Below are 20,757 nucleotides of genomic sequence, written 5' to 3' on the forward strand. Positions count from 1 at the left end.
AACGGCTTTTCCATAGTACGCTATAGCGAATTTATAGTAAACTATAGCGAATTTATAGTAAACTATAGCGAATTTATAGTAAACTATGGCGAATTTATAGTAAACTATAGCGAATTTATAGTAAACTATAGCGAGTTTATAGTAAACTATAGCGAATTTATAGTAAACTATAGCGAGTATATAGTTTACTATAAATACGAAAAACCGCAATTTTTTATCAAAAACAAACAATTTAATATCCCAGCACCTGGTCTCCTTTCTGGGCTTTCACATCCACGGCATCGCGCAAGCCGTTGCCCAGCATGACAAACGCCAGCACCATGAGCATGATGGCAAGCCCGGGAATGATGGCAAGATAAGCGGCATCGGTGGTAATGTAAGGTCGGTGCTCGCTGATCATGGCTCCCCACGAAGGCGTTGGCGGCTGCGCGCCCAATCCGAGAAAACTCAAGCCCGCTTCAATCAGAATGGCGTTGGCAAAATTATCGGCACAAATCACCGCCATGGGTCCTAAAATATTGGGAAGCACGTGGCGGAAAATCAAACGGGCATTGGTAAAGCCCAGCGCCCTGCCCGCTTCAATGAATTCCTGTTCGCGCAGCGCAAGGGTTTGCCCGCGCACCACGCGCGCCACATCCACCCACATGGTTAATCCCACCGCAATGAACACCTGCACCAAACCTTTTCCGAGCACCAGCGTAATGGCGATCACCAGCAGCAGCGTGGGAATAGACCACACCACGTTGACAACCCACATGATTACATCATCAATCCACCCGCGGAAAAAACCACCGGTGGCGCCTATGACAACTCCAATCACCAGAGAAATTAAAACCGAAATCAATCCCACCGTAAGCGAAACCCGCGTGCCGAGCAGCAGGCGGCTCAGCAAATCTCTTCCCAGCCGGTCGGTGCCGAGCCAGTATTTTCTTGAAACAATATTTTCTTTTTCCAACTGCACGCGAAGTTCTTCAATGGGGCGGCTGATAATGGAAGAATCTCCCACCTGGTAAAATTCAAGCAGCCCGCGGCTGGAATAACTGGTGAAGGGGCGGTTGTAATCAATGGGATAAATTACATCGGCAAGATTGAAACGGATTTGCGGGCCGTTGTTCGGGTCGGAGCCGGTGTATTGTTCCACCACAATATCGTTTTCTTCAAAAAAATAATCGTACATGGGAATGAGGCGGTAATTGTTCGGTTCGCCTTCCTGCATGCGGGTAAAAAATCCGGCATCGCTGCCCTGCTCGTTCTTCCGCACTTTCAGAAATTTCATTTCAAAGCCGGGCTTCTTGATGTTCAGTTCGGGGAATTGCAGATTGCCGTTGGGAGTGGAATCGGGCGTAATGAGATAACCGAGCAGCGCAATCACCACCGAAATTCCAATCACCGCCAGACCGAGCATGGCAGAATTATTCCTCTTCAGCCGATGCCACATCATGGCAGAAAAAGAATACGAAGAGCGCTTGCGGTTGATGAAAGCCATATCAGGATTTTCTTTCCTTCCAGGAATAATTGGTGAATGGAGAAATTAATCCGAGCGCGGAAACATACACGGGATACAAGAGCGATGCCGCAATAAATAAAAGCGGGTAGACCTTTTTACCGAAGAAAGAAGAAGCGGAATGATACATCATATAATCAATCGCGCACTTTATGAAAAGCGTTGCAATCAGGGCGAAAGCAAATTTAACATTTATGATGAAAAGCATTGCTGAAAGAAAAATGAAAAAGTTTGCTCCAAAAACAAGAATGGCAGTCAGCGTGATATGGCTGAAACCATATAAAAAAGTTTTTGATGCCCACCGTTTCCGCTGGCGAAGCGCACCGGAAAAATTTTTCTCTGCAAGAGTAATCACCACTGCTTCGTTTGATTTCAGATATTTTATTTCTCCGGAAAAAAATTTGTGAAACTTCAGCAGGAGAAACATGTCATCGCCCGTTAACGTTTTTTCCATTCCTTCAAAACCATTCACTGCATCAAAGGCGTTTTTTTCATAGGCGAGATTCGCTCCGCTGCAAAGAACGGGAAGATGATAATAAAGCGAACCGCACGCGCTTGCCGCAAGCGCAAGCATTTCCTGTGATTGAAGTTTTTCAAAAAAGTTTTTTTCTTCTTTAAGTAAAACAGGTGCGACAATCATTTTTGGTTTTTCTTTTTCGTAAAATGCCGCTATGGATTCGAGCCATCTCTCGCCCATTTCGCAATCGGCATCGGTGGTGATGATGAATTGTCCGGCTGCGTGTTTGATTCCTTCCGCAATGGCAGATTTTTTTCCTTCCTTCCCGGCAGGGAGTTCTGTGAATTTAATATTGGAAACTTTTTGCGCGGAAATAAATTCTGCCGTTCGGTCGGTGGAATGGTCGTTCACAATAATGATTTCAAAATGAGAAGATGGATAGGTTTGTTTTACAAGACAAGAAAGAAGTTTCAGAATGTTTTGTTCTTCATTGCGCACGGGAACGATGATGCTGACGATGGTTGATGTCCCGATCATCGGGAGATGGTTGAGGGTTGATGGTTTCAACAATAAACTCTGAGTTTTTTTCCAACCAATTAAATAAAAAATCAGCAGCAAAACATACGCTCCGCAAACAGCAAATGTTAGTAAATAAAAAATACTCATGAATGTTCTTCGTTAAGCCAATTATATCTTTACAAATGTATTTATACTACAAGAATGGATAGCAGGAAGAATGGAATGATGGAATATTGGAAGAATGAAAAGCCACCCTTCCAATATTCCATTCTTCCAATCTTCCATTTAATTTAATGAAGCAGGACAAAATCATACTCGGCATTGACCCCGGAACAAACATCATGGGGCACGGAACCATTCACCTGCTGGGAAAAGAAATGAAATTGCTCGGAGCAGGAATTATTTCGCTGCAGAAAATAAAAGACCACCCGCTCAAACTGAAACGGATTTTCGAAGGCACCATTGAACTGATTGAAATGCACAAGCCCGATGAACTTGCCATTGAAGCGCCCTTCTTCGGAAAAAATGTTCAATCCATGCTCAAACTCGGAAGAGCGCAGGGCATTGCCATGGCAGCAGCGATTGTGCGCGGCATTCCGGTTTTCGAATACTCGCCCAAAAAAATAAAACACTCCATCACCGGAAACGGAAATGCATCAAAGGAACAAGTGGCTGCCATGCTTCAAAAACTTCTGCTGATAAAAAATCTTCCGCATTATTTAGATGCCACCGATGCATTGGGCGCTGCGGTGTGCCATTACTTTCAATCCAGCACGCAAGCGATGCAAAATAATTCTGTGAATGGAAAAAAGAAATTTTCAGGATGGAAAAGTTTTCTGGCGGAAAACCCCGGGAGAAACATCAGCGCGAAAAGACAATCACTTTAACTGCCCGCGAATTTTTTTTGCAATCTCTTCCATTTCTTCCTTGGGCAAATTTAATTTGGGGCGCGAAAAATTTATGTCGCTTACGTTATTAATAGGAATAAGATGAATATGCGCATGCGGAACTTCCAATCCAAGCACCGCCACTCCTATTCGTTTACAGGGAATTGCTTTTTCAATCGCTCTCGCAACTTTTTTTGAAAACAACTGCAAGCCCGCGAACTCTTCGTCTTCAATGTCGAAAATATAATCGGTTTCCTTTTTCGGAATCACCAGCGTATGCCCTTTTGCGAGCGGAAACACATCGAGAAAAGCAAGATAGTTTTCCGACTCTGCAATTTTATAGCAGGGAATTTCCCCTTTAACAATCTTTGAAAAAATGGAAGCCATTTGCTATCGGCTGATTTCAAGAATTTCAAAAGTCATTTTTCCGGCAGGAACAATTACATCGGCTTTGTCTTTCACTTTCTTTCCGAGCAGCCCTTTCGCAATGGGAGAGTCCACAGAAATTTTTCCTTCCTTCAAGTTGGCTTCTGTTTCGGGAACAATCCAGTAGGTCAGAATTTTCCCTAAGCCATTTTTAATTTTCACTTTCGAAAGAATGGAAACTTTTGAATTGTCGAGTTTGGATGCATCCACCACTTTTGCATTGCGGATGATTTCTTCGAGTTTTGAAATTTTCATTTCCAAAAGACCCTGCGCATCTTTTGCAGCATCGTATTCGGCATTTTCGGATAAATCGCCTTTGTCGCGCGCTTCGGCAATTTGTTTTGAAATGGCAGGGCGTTCTTTCGTTTTCATCTGGTGGAGTTCTTGCTCCAATTTCTTAAGCCCTTCTTTTGTAATATAACTTTGAGACATGGGAGAAAAATTTACAAAGGTTATTGAGTAAAAAACCCCCCGATACTTTTCTGCATCGAGGGGATGAACAAAGGTAAGAAAATATTTTTAGGTTATAAACTCATGCGCAGTCCAATGGTATGCGTACCGTTAAACGGATTGGTGGCGCGGTATCCGTAATCCAATCCGAAGGTGGAGCCCTTTTCTTTATTAATGGGAAGTTCCACCGTGAATCCCGCACTGAAGCCGGTGAAGGCAGTGGTGCGAATAGGCGGATCTGCTGTATTATCTTTATTCCTGATTCCTTTCTCAATAAGGTAGCCCGCGCGAAGCATCAGGAAAGATTTAAAACCATACTCCACGCCAACTTTCTCCTGGTCTTTTCCAAAGGAGTTTGAAGTGAAGGTTGCCGCCAATGTGATGCGGTGCATTTTGCTGGCGCTGTCGCCTCCCAGATAAAAATCATGCGCGCCTCCCATGTTTAACTGCGAAGGCATTTCATACGCATCGGAACGGCTTGAAACCACATGGTCGAGCCCGCTTACAGTTCCGTTCACAGAAGTTTCGCGGAAAGAAAGCCCGTCACCGGAGAATCGCATTTTGGAGCCCACATTCTTCAGCGATATTCCAAACTTGGTGCTGTTCATTTTTCCGGTCACATACTGAATGCCGGCATCGAGCGCTGCGCCTGCGGCTTTGGCGTTGGGAATGGCTTCCTGCAATACTTTTAAATTCATTCCGCCAAAAATATGGTCGGTAAATGCTCTTGCGTAAGATGTATTAATGTTGATGATAGAGATTTTAAAATTACCCAATCCTCCTTCGGGAAGGTCATAGGTGGTAACGGGAATGTCACCGAAATTCATGGACATGATGCCCACTCCCAGCACACCCGAAGTGCCCACGTGCTGTGAAAACCCGAAGGCATTTAAACCGATTCCGCTTCCGGATAAATAATTGGTGTGCGCGAAAAGCAATTCGGTTTTTTTGGTGAAAGCGGTTCCCGCAACATTCAGGAATTGCGCTTCCAGTCCGTGTGCGCCCGCCATGTTGGCATCTGCCCATCCCGAATTTCTTGCCCATGGATTGATGAGCAATTCGGAGGCGCCTGCCTGTCCGGCTCTGTCGGGGTTTCCTGCGAAACTGTATCCGCTGAAAAATACTCCGGCAAAAATTGCTGTCAGAAGTTTTGTAGTGTGCTTCATATTTATTTTCTTTATTACGATTCTTTTTTATTTGTTAAGAATAATTTTCTTTACGCTCTTGTTGTTTTCCGACCTTACTTCGAGCAAATAAATTCCTGCGGGATAATTGCTGAGATTGAAAGTGAATTTTGCAGGAACCGAAACAGTTTCTTTTGTCTGGGAAATTGTTTCGCCCATGATATTGTAAAGTTTCAGGGTTACGTTGCCTAAGTCATACGCATTAATGTGAACGAAAATATTGTCGGTGGTCGGATTCGGATAAACGGAAACCATGTCTTCCTGAATAATTTCTTCTACTCCTGTTCCGCCCGCAATATCCACATCATCAATGTAGAGATTGTTCTCATAATTACTGATGTTTACAAACCTCACCATTAACTGCGGTTTATTGGTTGGCAGCATAACCGTGTCCTCCATCCATTCATTTCCAAATGGCTCAAACGGAACCGTGCTGAATGCTTTAGCGGCAGTAACCAGTTTATTTGAACCGGATGCTCCGTACTTTTTATAAACCTGCGTCCATGTTGCGCCTGTATCGGCAGACCATTCAATCACCAGCGTATCTGATTTGGCATTGGGACTGCTGGGGTCGGTATAAAGTTGATATGCTCTCCAGAATGTCAGCATGGGAGCATTGCACAGCATGGGTGTGATGAGATAATCTTTTGAGCCGATGGTAGTGTCGGAAAAATTATTCATGTAAATGGCACCTGCACCGAGATGAGGATTTTTAATAGTATTAGTAATAGCCCATGATATATCATTGTCAGGGTTGCTGGTGTTCCAGCCAAAAGGAAAATTTGCCGGGTCGTTAAATCCTTCCATCAGCGGATTCAGCCCGTTGATGGTAACGTTTATGGTATCGAAAGTCACACAACTCATCGTATCGGTAACTTTTACTGAATACATTCCGGAAGATAACACTGTAATCTTCTGGGTAACTTCTGTAGTTGACCATGCATATTTATATCCTTTGCCTGCACCGCCTGCATCAAGCGTAACTGCTCCGCAGGTTGTAACATCGGGTCCGAGATTAACAACAGGAGGATTGGGATTAATGGTAACAGTAACACTTGCCGTACTGTTTCCGCAGGAGTTATAGGCAACTACCCAAAAACTTCCGGAAGCATTTACAACAAGTGTCTGCGTGGTTGCGCCTGTGGACCAAACATAGGTAGCGCCCATATTGCCTGCATCGAGCGTAACGCTTCCTCCGCATTGAACAACATCTCCTATGCTCACCATCGGTGGCGCATTCACATAGAAAATTCCCGTCATTCCCATTCCCACATGATAATCGCATTGATAGGTAAACGTATCAACCGATGCAGGAATAAATTCAAATTTATCTCCGGGAGTAGTCATATCAGGTGAAACAACATTAACAGGATATGTAATATGCACGTTGTGCGTGTTTGCCGCACCAGCGTCATAAACAAAACGAATGGTATCGCCCAAACATAAACTCAATGAGTTTGGCATAAACAGATTGTCCTTCACCCAAACTGTATCGGCAGTTGCATGGGCGCGCAAAGAGAAAGACAAAGAAAACGCGGTGATGAGCGACAGGATTGTTAAAACTTTTTTCATAGTATAAAATTATTTTTTTATTGCTGCTGTCATTTTTATATTAGAATGAACCAACGTCTAAGGGTCTCATGATACCAAACCATTTCAGTATTTTTTCTCCCACGCCCGGCACTTCAATATGAATAATGTAAACCCCGCTCGAGATAGGTGTGCCTGCATTGTTTTTCAAATCCCAGTATCGCGAGCCGTCCCACGTAGAGAGCGCATTGCTTTTTACTTCCGAATCAAATGCCGGATGCGGATCATACGCTTCTCCTTTTTTGATTCTCCGTATCAGCGTTCCGCCAAGATTATAAATGGAAATGGTGCATTGCTCGGGAAGATTCGTTATAAGAATTTTTGTTTCCACTCCTTTTGTTTCATAGCCGGAATAGGCATAATACGGATTGGGAACCACGTTGATTAAATCAAGCGCGCTCACAGCCGAATCGTTCAGGTTGGTATGCGTGGCAATGCCATCGGTGCTGAATGTGTACATGGGCAAATTCCTGTTCTGCCCAAAGGCGGTGGATGCCGTATCGGCAATTATATTTTTAGTGCCTACGACTGTAAGGGCGGGCGAGTAGCCGATTTTATATGATTTAGCCACTCTCAGCCGCACGGTAACATCCGATTCAAGCAAACTATGCCCGGAATTCAGCAGTGGAATATTCACCCACATGGCATCGCGGTAAATATCCTTCAACTGCGGATTAGCAGGTTGCCCATTATTCAATCCCATAGTAGTTCTTATTTGTTTACACCCATCGTACCGGGGAACAGTAATGGTTTGAACAGATGAAACATCTCTGTTATGTCCGAAAATATATATGTAATGGTATCCTCCAAACAAAGCCGGGTCTGTTCCGGATGCTTGTTTTCCCATTGCCCAGGGAGCAGAACCATATTTGGTTGAAGTGGGATTCCAAGTCATGTCGGCTCCGTTCTGGTTAAAGTCATACGCAGAGAATGAGATAACACTGGCAACCGCACCGCTTGTGCCACCGGTTATAACTTCCCCATTAGAAAATGTTCCCGTTACATTGGTAAGAATGGCAATGGATGCCGTGTTGTCGGAATTATTCTGAATAAGAATGTCTCCTTTTGCTAACGAAGTTGCCCCGGTAACAGTTTCCCCGTTTAAAAGCATAGGCGCATCCTTTGCATCCTGGAATGTGGGCGCTGTAAAAGAAGTAACTGTTGCTTTGGCGCCTGATTTTGCCCCTACAATTACATCTCCGGCAGAAATAATTCCACTGATAGAATCAATAGTCAAGGTTGCTCCGGCATTCACCACCCTCGCAGTGCCGCCATTGGTATATGCAGTTATAGATTCAGAGTTCATAAATGTTCCTTTCAACCCAGCATAAGTAATAGTTCCTCTTAAATTATAGGTGAGCACTTTCCGGCTTGATACTTTTGAAAGCGCGGAGTTTTCCCCGAAAGCAATGTTAAGGCGCTCGCCTGTTTCCACATTGATGGCATAGCCGGGAAACCATCCCATGCCGGTTGGAAAATCGTAACTTGTATCGGTGTTTCCGTTTTTATCTACCGAAAACGCCTTGCGGTAATCTAATTTCCTGGCGCGGTATTTTTCAGTCGGAGCGGTGCTTACAGAATAATTGCTGTCTTCGCACATTTCAAGCACAACGCAGCGCGACCATTTGCTCTTATCGCTTGTCAATACAACATCCACACTTGATAGGTCGCTTAGTTTGACCGTACCCATATAGTTTATTTTGGGAGAAAACATAGTGCCTCCATAATAAGAAGACCAATCAAAATGATCGCTTGGAGTTGCCGGTATAGCGGCATTATCCGTGCGGGCAGTTAACCTGTAAGGCGCCCATGTTCCATCCACAACTCCCGCATATATTTCATTATCATCTAAGCCAACATAATCGTCCTGCCACGGATCCACTTTTGAAGGGTTTGTAATATGTGTTCCTGACCTAATCCAGTTTGCGTATGATAACGCATTAATATCAGCAACACCTGTCAGCCAGTTTTTAGTTTCATCGGCAAAAGTCATGGAAGAACTCAGGTAGCCATTGTTTACAGAAGCTGCCGAGCCGGGCTCGCCTGCCTGCAAAACAGCAACAGAGATTCCGTATTGCGGAACAATATTTTCATATACGCGCTCAACGGTCTGGTCAGACCAAACAGTATCGCCCGTAGTGTTGTTAATCAAAATCCAGTTTGACTTGCCGATGCTGCCTCCGGCAGGAGCGGAAAGATAATTCTGAATCTTTGCGCTGTCGGTGGGGGTGGGGTTCGGGAAAGGTCCCGGTCCGTAAATCACTTCTCCCAACCTGAACGAACCGCTCACGGCAGTCACGCGCAGGCGCGATGAATTGGCAAACGCAATGGTGCCGGTAGCGCCCGAGGTTCTTCCTTTTATCTTTTCTCCCACCTTGAATGTTCCTCCGAGCATCTGGTAGTCAATCCTTGCCGTGGAATCAAACTTAAGCGTGAAATTAGTGGCATCGGGCACATTGAGCGGGTCAACCACTTTTACATTGATGGGACCATATCCTGCAACGTACTCAAGTGATTTTGCGCGGTTATCGGATGCGCTGAGAATGGAACTGGTGGTAGCAGATGTCAGTTCAAGATATTGGCCTCCGTTTCCGTTTCCTTCCACGCGCGTAATACCCGGCTGCGAACCGTATGCTGCACTCATGGAAGTTCCTCCTGAATAAGGAGCCGGATTATGAGGAATGCCTGAATAGGAGTGCAGGTTTCTGCGCCCTTGCTTATAAGGTTTTTTCTGTCCGTCAAATGTGGCGGTGATGGTTGAATTTGCAACGCCATTGGTAAAATTACTGCATTTGTTTTGACTTAAATCCGGAGTCGCATCCTGCTTATAGGGTTTAAACTGGTTATAGCCATATGCCACCGCCATGTAATAATAGGTATGATGATTCACGATTGTTGGGTCACCGAGCGCGAACAAATCTTTGGTAACCACCAAGGAATGAAATACGCCTTTATCATCTCCCGTTACCTGCACGGAAGGAACAATTGCATTCAGTTGGGCATTGAAAACATAATTGGTAATAGTGGACACTCCGTTTTTAACATCGCACTGCGCAAGCATGCGCGCCTTGTCGGGATTATCCAAATCGCTGGCAGAAACAGTATTGTCTTTCAACTGGAAAATCTTATATCCTTCAAAATCATACGTGGTGTCTATGCAATGAAGCGGTTTGCCGCTTGCATCGAGCAGCGCAATGGTAGCATCGTACTCGGAATAATTTTCATTGTAGTTGTTGGAGGTGGGCTTATTGGTCAGGTAAAGAATTAATTTTTTATCCAACTCCTGAATGGTAATATCGGGAGCATCGGGACCATTGAGCACCTGGAAACAATTGTCAAAAAGTTTTTGCGCTTTGTCGTCTGCGGCTTTCATGAGGCATACCGAATTGATATTGTCAGAGCCCCGCGCCCATACTACACCGGCTGTTACCACATTCACAGCGCCCGGCTGCAATTTGAAGGGACCGGCAGATTCGAGCAACCTGCGGTCGCCCGGAGTATTGTTAACAGATGCTTCGCTCCAGTAAGGGAGCGTTTGGCTTGTAGAACAATTACCTCCGGTTCCCCAGTCATGGGTGTCACTGGTCTTTTGTGTACAAGGGTCACCGGGAAATGAGTATGCGCATAGTGGTCCTCCGCTTAAGTATCCTTGTCCTCCATAGGTAAAAGGAGTTCCATCCTGCCAGGAACCGCTCATGTAATTATAATATTCCTTTGCGCCTGAAGGGTCTCTCTGCGGATAGCCGGCTCCGTTTGTAAAATGTACAAAGTGCGCCATGATTGCCTGTTCGCATATTTCATCCACCACGCAGTTGTGGTTGTTGTCTTTTCCGTCACCGGGAGTAGCAATAGGTCCCCGGAAGAAATCTATTCCGAGGGCAGGAGGCGCAATTCCATAACCCAATTCACCGGAGCAGGCAACATCGTTGTTTGTTCCATTATATACATAGCCAAGTCCTCTTTCAACATCGCAGCCCACCCAGTCATCGGTGGCGCATCCAAGGTCGGGGTCGCACCATATTGCAATGAACGTGCTGTCTAATGTTAAACTGGAGCGGTTGTAAATGCGGTAACTCAGAAAGGTCATGTTGTTAATTTCATCATCGGTGGAAAAAGCGAATGCCTGGCAATGAACTTCCAGCCCCATGGGCAGTCCTTTGGTTTCGCTGTGAATATTTCCTTTATCATTTATTACCCAGAACAAACATTCATCGCCACTGATATGGTCTTTTGGCACGCAGTTGACTTCGCTGCAGGTTCCATCGCCAAAATCAGGATAGTCGCCATCGGCAGAATTATATTTTCCATCTCCGTTTTTATCTACAAAGGGCGCTATGGTTGGCGCCTGACCCAAGGCAGCATTGCCGTTGCCGGGCCAGTTTTGTATGGCGGTGGTAGCGGCTCCTCCTCCGATAAAGGCGGTAACTTCCGCCTGTGTAATTTTATAATGATGGTCCCATGCATTGCATTGGTCTGCTGAAATAAGAGCGGAGCCATCGGTTGTTAGCGGCCCGGGCCACCAGTCGTTTCCGGCATCGCGGTATTCTTGTCCGGCAAGGTGAAGGTTGTTTCCATTATCATACCCGCCAATCCATAAAGCGCCCGCGTAAATCGGCATAATGCCCGAGCCCTTCGGCACTTCATAAATTCCGTGCGTTTGCTGTGAATAATCCCACCACATGTCACCGCCCGTAAGATAATGCGCGCGCACATTATTAATGTCCAAATCGGCTTGTGCCGCTCCGGGCGTACATCCGCTGAGAACAGTGGGAGGAGCGGCATTCGGCTTGCCTCCACCCTGCGAACCGGAGTTAACTGATTTGAGAGCAAAACTGCTGGGAACTGAAAACAGGCAGCAGGCAAGCATGCACGCTGCAAGAAGGGATGATTTGTTTCCAACGTTGTGTTTGGCTTTTTTCATAGTACCTTGTATTAGTATATTAATTGCTTTATGCGTTTTCTATTAGATTTATTTTATACTGTTGAATTATTGTGAATTTTAGAATACTTTACAAGTTCCACCGCACGCGTAGAGTGTTCTACCGCACGCGTAGAGTGTTCTACCGCATGCGTAGAGTGTTCTACCGCACGGGTAGAGTGTTCTACCGCACGGGTGGAGTATTCCACCGGACGGGTGGAGTGTTCCACCGGAGCAGCAGAGTATTCCACCGGAGCAGCAGAGTATTCCACCGGAGCAGCAGAGTATTCCACCGGTGGAGTGGAACAGCATGCGCGGCAAGCGTTGTTAATGCCGGTTACCATTTTATATGCTGCTTTCATTGTTTGCATTGCTGGTTTCGCAGTTATAGTTTCTATCGGTTTGGTTTCTTCTTCTATGAGTACTGATAATGTTCATGTCCATTAAATTCATTAAAAATTAAACACTACGCCTATCCTGATTCTTCGCGGTATGCTGTAATTGGAAGGATTCGGCAATTTGGCGCGGTATAAATCAACAAAGGAGGTCGGGCTGGCATATCCCTGAATCACCCCCTGATTGCCGGGATAAGAAAGATAGCCGTCATCCGCAGGGTCGCCAGTATGGCGATACACGTTCAGGATATTTTTAGTGTTGAACAGGTTTAAGATTTGCACATACGCGGTCAAACTATAGCGGCTTGCTTTATCTTCGGAACTTTTTGTTTTAAGGGCAATATTTTTATCAAGGCGAAGGTCCACCCTGTATTGCCAGGGCATGTTGGAACCATTGATATCTCCTCCAAGGTTGCTCGGCTGGTTAAGCCCTAAAAGAACCTGTGTTCCATTGTTGCCGTTTCCGCTCACTACATTTGAGAGGCGGCTGTATGGCAGCCCGCTTCCCATGCGGAAAATAAGATTACCGCCAAAGTTTTCAAATACGGCTTTTGCCCATGCTGCCTGAGGTCCGCGGTAATCCTTTCCTCCGCCAAAACGGTAATCATAATTTAACACGATGGCATGGCGCTGGTCGAAATCGGCAGGATAAACGGAGCGAAGGTTGGGCTGACCTGCCGCAATTACACCGGAAGCAGAAGAAGCGGCAGAGCCGGTGGCTTCGGCAAACTGCAGCGTATAACTTGCGGTTAACTGCGAACTCGCAGTCCTGCGCAAATCATATTTCACGGTGAATCCTTTTACGTTTCCAAAATCAATATTATCGTAAGTAATATAACTTACGGGATAAGCATCCAGCACGTTCCTCTGCTGAAGCATGTTTTTCATCTGGCGGTAATAGGCGGAAAGGGTAAGGGCTGAATTTTTCCGCTCGCTTAATGTTTGCGTAAATCCTAATTCATAATCAATGGTCTTCTCCGGCTTCAGCGCAGGATTTCCAATGGTGCTGAAGTAGCCGCTTTGAATAAACAAATAGTCAGTGGGAGAAAATTGTCCGTTGGCAGGCGGGCGCTGTGTCAGCATATCATAATGCGCAAAAAACTGGGCGCGGTCTGAAATAGGAAATGCAAACGCAATGCGGGGCATAAGGTTAACCTGCGTTTTATACATCTTGAATACTTTATCTGTTGACGAAGAATCTAAAAATTTCTCGCCCGGATATTTCAGGTAGGGCTGAATGGAGCCGCTGGTGGTTTGATGCGCAATCAAAGTAGGGTCGGTTACCAGCACGCCATTGGCATCGTACCAGGTATCGCCATTGCGGTAGCCCACTACTTTGCTGGGGTTCTTCACATCATCTACATACACCACGTAATCGGAACCCATGTTGGAAGGATGCTTGAATTTGCTGTCCTCGCTTACCGTGTATGCTTCGTACAGGAGATATTTATCCTGCAGCATCGGCTGGTTGGCATTGAATGCATCCATACGCAAGCCGATATTGAATTTCATATCCTTGATATCAAATTTATCCTGGATATATCCCGATACATAGACGGGCTGAAAAGCGGGAATGGTACGGATATGGTTTCCATCGGAAGTGGTATCCTTATAAAAGGACTTTAATGCATCTAAGTTGAATTGCTTGTTGGATAATTTTTTATTGTCGTAAGAATATCCGTAATAACTGATGTATGAATTTCCGTTGTTCAGCAATTCATCGGGAGAGAACATGCTGATGTTTAACTGGGTTGGGTCGAGCATATCAATATCCACCCATTCGTTATCCTGTTTTCCCAAACTCTGCCTTACATTTTTTCCAAAAGTGCTTTCAGCAGAAGAATTGTTTACATACGGATGGTCATAATAAGGAATGCCGTTTGCATCTACATGATTCAATGTTTTGACAAAGGTGTCTAACTGGGTAAGATGCTTGTTCATTAACTGGCGGCCCAGCGTCCACAATCCGGTAGGGTTAACGTACCATGCGCGGTCTACTCTTTTTTCGTAATCAAATCCCGCCTGTATAGCGTGGTTTTTTATATCGGTGGAAAAAGTTCCGGTAATGCGAAGTTGATTGCGCTGAAGGTTATGATAGCCGTTATACTGCCGGCCGGTGTTGTGCCAGAGCGAATACGGGCTTTGCGGACGGTCACCATTGCGCATACCGATGGGATATAAATCATCAATTGTTTTCGGAGCAGGCATGAGAGAATAATAATCGGTGGTGTAATTGGCAGCGAGCGGATTCAAATCGCCTGCTGTAAATTTCACAGCCGTATCCGCCCAGGTATTTTGAGAATAATATTTAACATTTCCTGCCGAGTCCTTTACCGCAGTGTAAACCGGTTTTCTGTCGGTTTCAAATTTTCCCACATATCCGTAATTGAAATAATTATTTTTATGCGCATCGCTTTGTTCTGTCTCATTGTATTTGCTGTAACCCACCTGCAGCGTATAGTAGGCATTCTGAAAGAGTGCGGTTGTTTTATCGTCTTTGGAATGCTGTTTTCCGAGGCGGTGAGTAATTTTTGCATACATCCTCATGTTATTGTAAATCACCTGCGGATTATGAGAAGGATTCAGAAGAGAATATTCATAAACAAAATCATGGTAATTGCCATGGTCGAAAGAGCCGCCCAATGTTACGGTAAGGTTATCCATCGGCTTGTAATCAATTTTTCCGCCCAGTCGCACCGAGTTGCTTTTTACATTCTGCCTCGCCTTGATGTGCTCAAGGTCATCGCTGGTCAGATAATCGGCTGCGAGAATGGCACCGGTCGCATCCGGATTTGTTATTAACGGATGCTCTTCGAGTTGCTTGAGTTTATCATCTTTCACTTTATATACTCCGGCAGCAGTAGGGCTGGGGTCTTTTTCAGAATTTACTTCGCCCGAGAAAAAGAATCCGAGTTTCGGGTGAACCTGCCCGGTGCTGTCTTTCTTTGCTCCGATGGGACCGCCCACATCAAAGTTGACATAGTTTTCTCCGAACTTATCGGTGAGTTGGGAAGTTTTCATTTCCACACCGCCATAATATTCAGGGCGGATTCCACCGCGGGTGGTAATGTTGATAATGCCTCCTGTTGCATCTCCGTATTGCGCGGGAATTCCACCCGTGATTACGGAAATCTGTTCAATGTCTGATTCGGGAAGCCCTGCGGTTCCGCGCGCGGGAACTCCGTCAATATAATAACGTGTTGCCCCTCCATCAGGATTTATATTATTGGGTTTGCCGCCATCATCCTGCCTGCTTCCCCTGAGAGAAAGCGCAGCGCCTTCATCTGACTGAAATACTCCTGCGGTGGTGGATGCAACTGAATTCACATTGTGCGTAGGCATGGCTTCAAACTGCTCGCGCGTTACCGTGCCGCCTTGCTTTGTGTCGGGGTCAATAAGAGGAACGGTATATTCCACCACTTCAAAAGTTTTTATTTCCTGCATGGTGGTTTTCACTTTCAAATCCTGGTAAGTGGTTTTGTCGGCACCGACAATAACACCGGAAATTTGTAAAGGAGCATAGCCAACGGCTACCGCTTTCAGATTATATTTCCCCGGAGGAATTGGTTTGATGGTGAAGTTGCCGTCAATGTCGGCAACGGTTTTTGCCACTGCGTTTCCGGCTTGCTCCAACTGCACATTGGCGAAAGAAATTCCTTCTCCGTTTGTTTCGTCAATCACTTTTCCTTTCAGGGCTCCGGTTTGCGCGAAGGCGGCTGTTCCTGCGGTGAGTGCTGTAAGTAAGAAGACAGCGTAGATTTTTTTAATCATATTCTGAATATTTAATTTTTAATGTCGGAAAATAAATTTGCGCGAACGCAATTTTTCTTTTTGCAAATGAATGCTGTATGTAAAGCGATTCGCAGTCAATTCTAAAATCATTTTTTCTTTCTCCGGGAAATCGGGATTGAGAAAGAATATTTTTAAAGAGCGGGCAAATGTATAAAAATATAAATGTCATCACCAAATTTTTTTTCGTTGTGTTTTTCAGAACAAGAGAGCAAATTTTTTCTTACAGGACAAATGTACGGCATCAACCTGATGTTTGTTGCGGCAAATTAGTAAGTGGTAGGAAAAATTTAGTAACTGGTAAGTTTTATTTCAGCCGCTGGAGCAAATCATCTCTTTTCCTGCGTGAAACTTCTACTTTGCTTCCATCGCTCATTTCGGCATAGCCGCCATCTTCTTTCATAAAACGAACCATGTGAGCCATATTAATAAGATTGGAATGATGCACGCGCACAAAATCTTTTTCCGGCAAAAGGTCTTCATACTGTTTCAACGTTCCGGATACGAGCAGTTTTTTCCCGTTGGAAAGAAATACATTCGTATAGTTATCATTCGCTTCGCAACGGATAATATCTTTTATGGATACAATTTCATACGCATGTCCGCTGGGAAATGTGATTTTACTGAACTGGTCTTCTTTTTGTTTTACATTTTCAAGAAGCGAACGGAGATTTTCTTCGTTAGAAAATTTTTGATTTCGTCCAGCTATTTTTCCCACCGCAATTTTTAATTCTTCCGCATCAATCGGCTTCAGCAAATAATCAAGCGCGCTGTATTTGATTGCCTTGATGGCAAATTTTTCATGAGCCGTTGTGAAAATGACTTCGAACTTTAAATCGGAAAGTTTTTCCAAAACATCAAATCCGCTTCCATCGCCCAGCATTACATCGAGAAAAATTAAATCGGGTTTTGTTTTGTAGAAAAGATCATATCCTTCTTTCACGCTTCCGGCTTTGCCGAGAAGAGAAACTTCCGGACAATTTCTTTTCAATAATTCTTCAAGTGCGCTTGCACTTTTTTTCTCGTCTTCGATTATGATTGCATTAATCATTATTATTACGAAAATACAAATTGGGTTTACACCGGAATATATATTTCCACTTTTGTTCCGAGCGCATTTCCGTTTTCCTGCAAATCAAAAATATTTACGCTGAGATTCGAGTGATGAATGCGGTTCAGCACTTCCAGCCGTTCGTTTGTAATTTTCATTCCCATGGATTCGTGCAGCGGGCTGGATTTGGATTTTATTTCTTCCGACTTCTTCCTTCCGATTCCGTTGTCAGTAATCATACATATAATATAGGTATCGTTTTGCGAAATGCTGATTTCAATTTTTCCATTGCCATTTTCCTTTGGAACAACTCCATGAATGATTGCGTTCTCCACGTAGGGTTGAATGAGCATAGATGGAATTTTATGAAAATCCATTTCAACTGCCGAATTAATTTTTATTTCGTAATCAAATTTATTTCCCCAACGCAATGATTCCAGTTCCAGATATAATTTCAGCGAATCAATTTCTTCGCGAAGCGTGACGGAAGATTTTTCGCTGTTGGAAAGAATCATGCGCATGAGTTTGGCAAACTTGTTCAAATATTTCAGCGCGGAATCCTCATCCTTTGTCATAATAAAACTTTGAATCGAACTCAGCGAATTAAAAATAAAATGCGGGTCCATCTGCGCGCGCAATGCTTTGAGTTCATTGGTTGCCAGTTGAATTTCGCGCGAAAGTTTTTCGGTTTCTTTTCTTCTGATTGCATCGGCTCGAAGGCGGAATAAAATCAGAAGCAAAATAATTCCTGCCACGGTTGAGCTTGCGACAAACCACCACCTTTTCCAGATGGGTGGAAGAATTACAAAAGAAAATGTTGCTGGATTTTTATTCCATAAATTTTCATTGTTGCATGAAATAACTTTGAACGAATATTTTCCCGGAGAAAGATTTGCATAGCGCGCGAAAGTTTCTTTTGTTTCGGGCGACCATGTTTTATCATAGCCATTGAGCATGTATTTATAGCGGACTTTTTCCGGATTGGTCAAACAAATTCCGACATACTCAAAAGAAATATTGTTGAGATAATACGGAAGTTTGGAATTGTTTGCGAGCAGCGTATCGTTATAAAAGATGCGGATGTTTTTTATGCTCGTCTGCGATTCGATGTGATTGCGATGAAGCGCGTAGGGATTAAAATGAATGAGCCCGTTCACCGTGCCGAACCAAAGCGTGCCGTCTTCATCGCGCCAGATTCCGTTTGAGTTTGTTTCCAAACTGCTCACGCCTTCTTCCTGCCCGAACTGCTCGAGCAAAATTTTTCCGGTGCGTTTCCATTCTTTCACATTTAATTTATTTACGCCCTGGTTTGTTCCGATGTAAAGATTTTCATAGGAGGAATCAAACTTCATCACGTAAATCAAATCGGAACTCAAACCATCTTTCTCGCTGACCTGAGAAATTTTTTCTGAAGAAGAATTATAAATATAAATTCCATCGAAACTTCCGAGAAAAATATTTCCATCCCTGTCTTCTTCAATGGCGAGATAGGTTTTGCTTTTCAGGTTTAATTTCTCAGAAATATTTTCAAAATCTTTCCCATTGTAGCGGAACAATCCACCGAGGTAAGTTCCGAACCAGATATTTTTTTTGCTGTCTTCAAATTCAAACCACACATTAAAATTTTGTCCGTCCGAAGTTTTCAAATCAAACTTTTTAAAATTTCTCCCGTCCCAGATTGCGCCTCCGCGATTTCCGCCCAGCCAACTATTTCCCTTCGAATCCTGAAGCAAAGAAGTAACCGAATCGCCTTTCAATCCCTCCAATTTTCCGCGAATGTTTTTGAAAGCACTTCCATTGTAAATAGAAACTCCTTTGTTCGTTCCCATCCAGATATTTCCATTCTTGTCTTCCATGCCCGCGCACATGAAAGTTCCGATGAGCCCGTCTTTCTCTGAAAAATTTTTGAACTCTTTTCCATCGTAGCGGTAAAATCCTTCTTCGTAGGTTCCCACCCAGAGATTTTTTTTACGGTCGCGGAAAATCGGAAAGATGAACGGATTTTTCAAACCGTGCTTGTCGGAAAAAGTGGAGAATGCCGGATCGCGGAAACGATACAAGCCATTGGAAGTTCCGAGCCAGAGATTTCCCTCATCATCCACAAAAAGTTTGCTCACTTTATTTCCATTCTGCACATCGCTCACATGAAACGACTGCACTTTTCCATCTTCAGAAATTTTATTCAGCCCTTTCAAAGTTCCCACCCAAATATTATTTGAATGTTCATCTTTCCTTACCGCCTGAATTGCTTTATCCAACAAACCATCTTTCGCAGTGAATGTTTTGAACTTTATTCCATCGTATTTTACAACGCCAGCATTTGTTCCGAACCACATATTTCCATTTTCATCTTCGGTGATGGAGGTAACGGTTGAATCATAAACGCTGTTGATGATGGAATAATTGTCGAACGATTTATCCTGCGGGTTTTTATTGGTGAAAACAATTTTGCTCACACCGCTATCGGAATTCAACCAGAGATTTCCATTCTTATCCGCATAGATTAACGAAATATTATTCGAACTCAAACCATTTTTTATTGTGAGCGAAGAAAAATTTCTACCATTATATATAGTGATTCCATTGGTTGTGGCAATCCAGAGATTTCCGTTTTTATCTGAGGTGAGCGAGTTAATATAATCTCCGGACAATCCGTTTTTCGAAGTGAAGGTTGAAAAATTCTTCCCGTCAAACTTACTTAGCCCGCTGATAGTTCCAATCCAGATATTTCCCTGCGAATCTTCCGCAATGCTCGTCACCAAGTGATTCGCCAAACCGTTTTTCGGAGAATAGTTGGTGAAATTTTTTCCATCGAACTTGCTGAGTCCTCCGTAGCCACCCGTCCATAAATTTCCTTTGCTGTCCTGAAAAATGCAATACACCTGCACATAAGGCAACCCTTGCTCGGCAGAATAATTTTTGAAGTTGTAGGATTGGGAAAAACAATGTACATTGTACATTGTACATTGTACAATGAAAAAAGAAAACAAAAACTTTTTCTTAAAAAACATAAGCGAAGTTAGAAAGATTCTCCGCCTTTTAATATTGAGGGCGTTTCAGAATTTCGGAATAAATTATTGCTTTGCGAATATCAAAATCTGATTCCTGTTCTTCTGTTGGAACGGATTCTTCAGTAAAAGGTTTTTTAGAAATTTCCTTTTCGCTTGCTAAAAAAGGTTTTGGCATTTCTTTTATTTTGGAAGGAGGATGTGATGGAGTTGCTTTAACTTTTTTTGCGTGCGTAACAATTTTTGCCGGCTGCGGTTTTATTTTGATTGGCTCAGGTTTTAGATCCCGATAGCTATCGGGATGCCTCTCGGGAATTTTTGGCTCAGGAACTTTTCCTAAAACTTCTTCGAGCATTTTTTTAAAATCATCTCCGGGCTGAGGAAGCGGTGAAGAAGTTGGCGGCTTAACTGTGGAAGACGGTTCGGGTTTTTTCTCCGCAGGTTTTTGCTGAGTTGCTTTTTTAGCCGCCTTGATGATACTATATATAATGTATAGTATTGCAAAGACAATGTATATGTAATTTGTGGCTGCGTGCATTAGTAGGATTGCGGATTACGAATTTTAGATTTCGGATTAAA

13 protein-coding genes are annotated in these 20,757 nt (G+C 43.9%); 2 read left to right on the forward strand and 11 right to left on the reverse strand.

Annotated elements, in window-relative coordinates; translation table 11 throughout:
• Positions 1–232 precede the first annotated feature (232 nt).
• The gene (locus tag HY063_07275) at positions 233–1,438 is read right to left on the reverse strand and encodes an ABC transporter permease subunit (protein MBI3501578.1); all 1,206 of its coding nucleotides are present in this window, start codon (positions 1,436–1,438) and stop codon (positions 233–235) included.
• 49 nt (positions 1,439–1,487) lie between these two features.
• Complete coding sequence (locus tag HY063_07280; protein ID MBI3501579.1) at positions 1,488–2,627, reverse strand: glycosyltransferase; 1,140 nt, start codon at positions 2,625–2,627, stop codon at positions 1,488–1,490.
• A gap of 146 nt (positions 2,628–2,773) precedes the next feature.
• On the opposite strand from HY063_07280, the gene ruvC reads away from it, so the two are divergent.
• Entirely contained in the window at positions 2,774–3,367 is a 594-nt protein-coding gene (gene ruvC, locus HY063_07285; protein ID MBI3501580.1) for a crossover junction endodeoxyribonuclease RuvC, read from the forward strand.
• Here the strand turns inward: ruvC and HY063_07290 are convergent.
• The 5 genes from HY063_07290 to HY063_07310 form a co-directional block, all read right to left on the reverse strand.
• Positions 3,359–3,754, reverse strand: coding sequence for an HIT family protein (locus HY063_07290; protein ID MBI3501581.1), 396 nt, complete (start codon positions 3,752–3,754; stop codon positions 3,359–3,361). The genes ruvC and HY063_07290 overlap by 9 nt on opposite strands.
• A 3-nt stretch (positions 3,755–3,757) precedes the next feature.
• Entirely contained in the window at positions 3,758–4,225 is a 468-nt protein-coding gene (gene greA / locus HY063_07295) for a transcription elongation factor GreA (GenBank protein ID MBI3501582.1), read from the reverse strand.
• A 92-nt stretch (positions 4,226–4,317) separates the two neighbouring features.
• Complete coding sequence (locus HY063_07300) at positions 4,318–5,409, reverse strand: PorV/PorQ family protein (GenBank protein MBI3501583.1); 1,092 nt, start codon at positions 5,407–5,409, stop codon at positions 4,318–4,320.
• A 27-nt stretch (positions 5,410–5,436) separates the two neighbouring features.
• On the reverse strand, positions 5,437–6,999 hold the full coding sequence (locus HY063_07305) for a T9SS type A sorting domain-containing protein (GenBank protein ID MBI3501584.1): 1,563 nt from the start codon (positions 6,997–6,999) through the stop codon (positions 5,437–5,439).
• Positions 7,000–7,039: 40 nt separating this feature from the next.
• Positions 7,040–11,938: a hypothetical protein gene (locus tag HY063_07310; GenBank protein ID MBI3501585.1), complete on the reverse strand. Its 4,899-nt coding sequence runs from the start codon at positions 11,936–11,938 to the stop codon at positions 7,040–7,042.
• A 192-nt stretch (positions 11,939–12,130) separates the two neighbouring features.
• Between HY063_07310 and HY063_07315 the strand changes: the two genes are divergently transcribed.
• On the forward strand, positions 12,131–12,382 hold the full coding sequence (locus tag HY063_07315; GenBank protein MBI3501586.1) for a hypothetical protein: 252 nt from the start codon (positions 12,131–12,133) through the stop codon (positions 12,380–12,382).
• 5 nt (positions 12,383–12,387) lie between these two features.
• Here the strand turns inward: HY063_07315 and HY063_07320 are convergent, their stop codons facing one another.
• The 4 genes from HY063_07320 to HY063_07335 form a co-directional block, all read right to left on the reverse strand.
• Positions 12,388–16,101, reverse strand: a complete 3,714-nt coding sequence (locus HY063_07320; GenBank protein MBI3501587.1) for a carboxypeptidase regulatory-like domain-containing protein — start codon at positions 16,099–16,101, stop codon at positions 12,388–12,390.
• Positions 16,102–16,426: 325 nt separating this feature from the next.
• A complete protein-coding gene (locus HY063_07325) occupies positions 16,427–17,170 on the reverse strand; it encodes a response regulator transcription factor (GenBank protein ID MBI3501588.1) in 744 nt (247 codons plus the stop codon).
• Positions 17,171–17,196: 26 nt separating this feature from the next.
• Complete coding sequence (locus HY063_07330) at positions 17,197–20,130, reverse strand: histidine kinase (GenBank protein MBI3501589.1); 2,934 nt, start codon at positions 20,128–20,130, stop codon at positions 17,197–17,199.
• A 79-nt stretch (positions 20,131–20,209) separates the two neighbouring features.
• Positions 20,210–20,716: an OadG family protein gene (locus HY063_07335; protein ID MBI3501590.1), complete on the reverse strand. Its 507-nt coding sequence runs from the start codon at positions 20,714–20,716 to the stop codon at positions 20,210–20,212.
• Positions 20,717–20,757: the final 41 nt, after the last annotated feature.

The organism is Bacteroidota bacterium, from assembly GCA_016195025.1.
Lineage (GTDB): Bacteria > Bacteroidota > Bacteroidia > Palsa-948 > Palsa-948 > Palsa-948.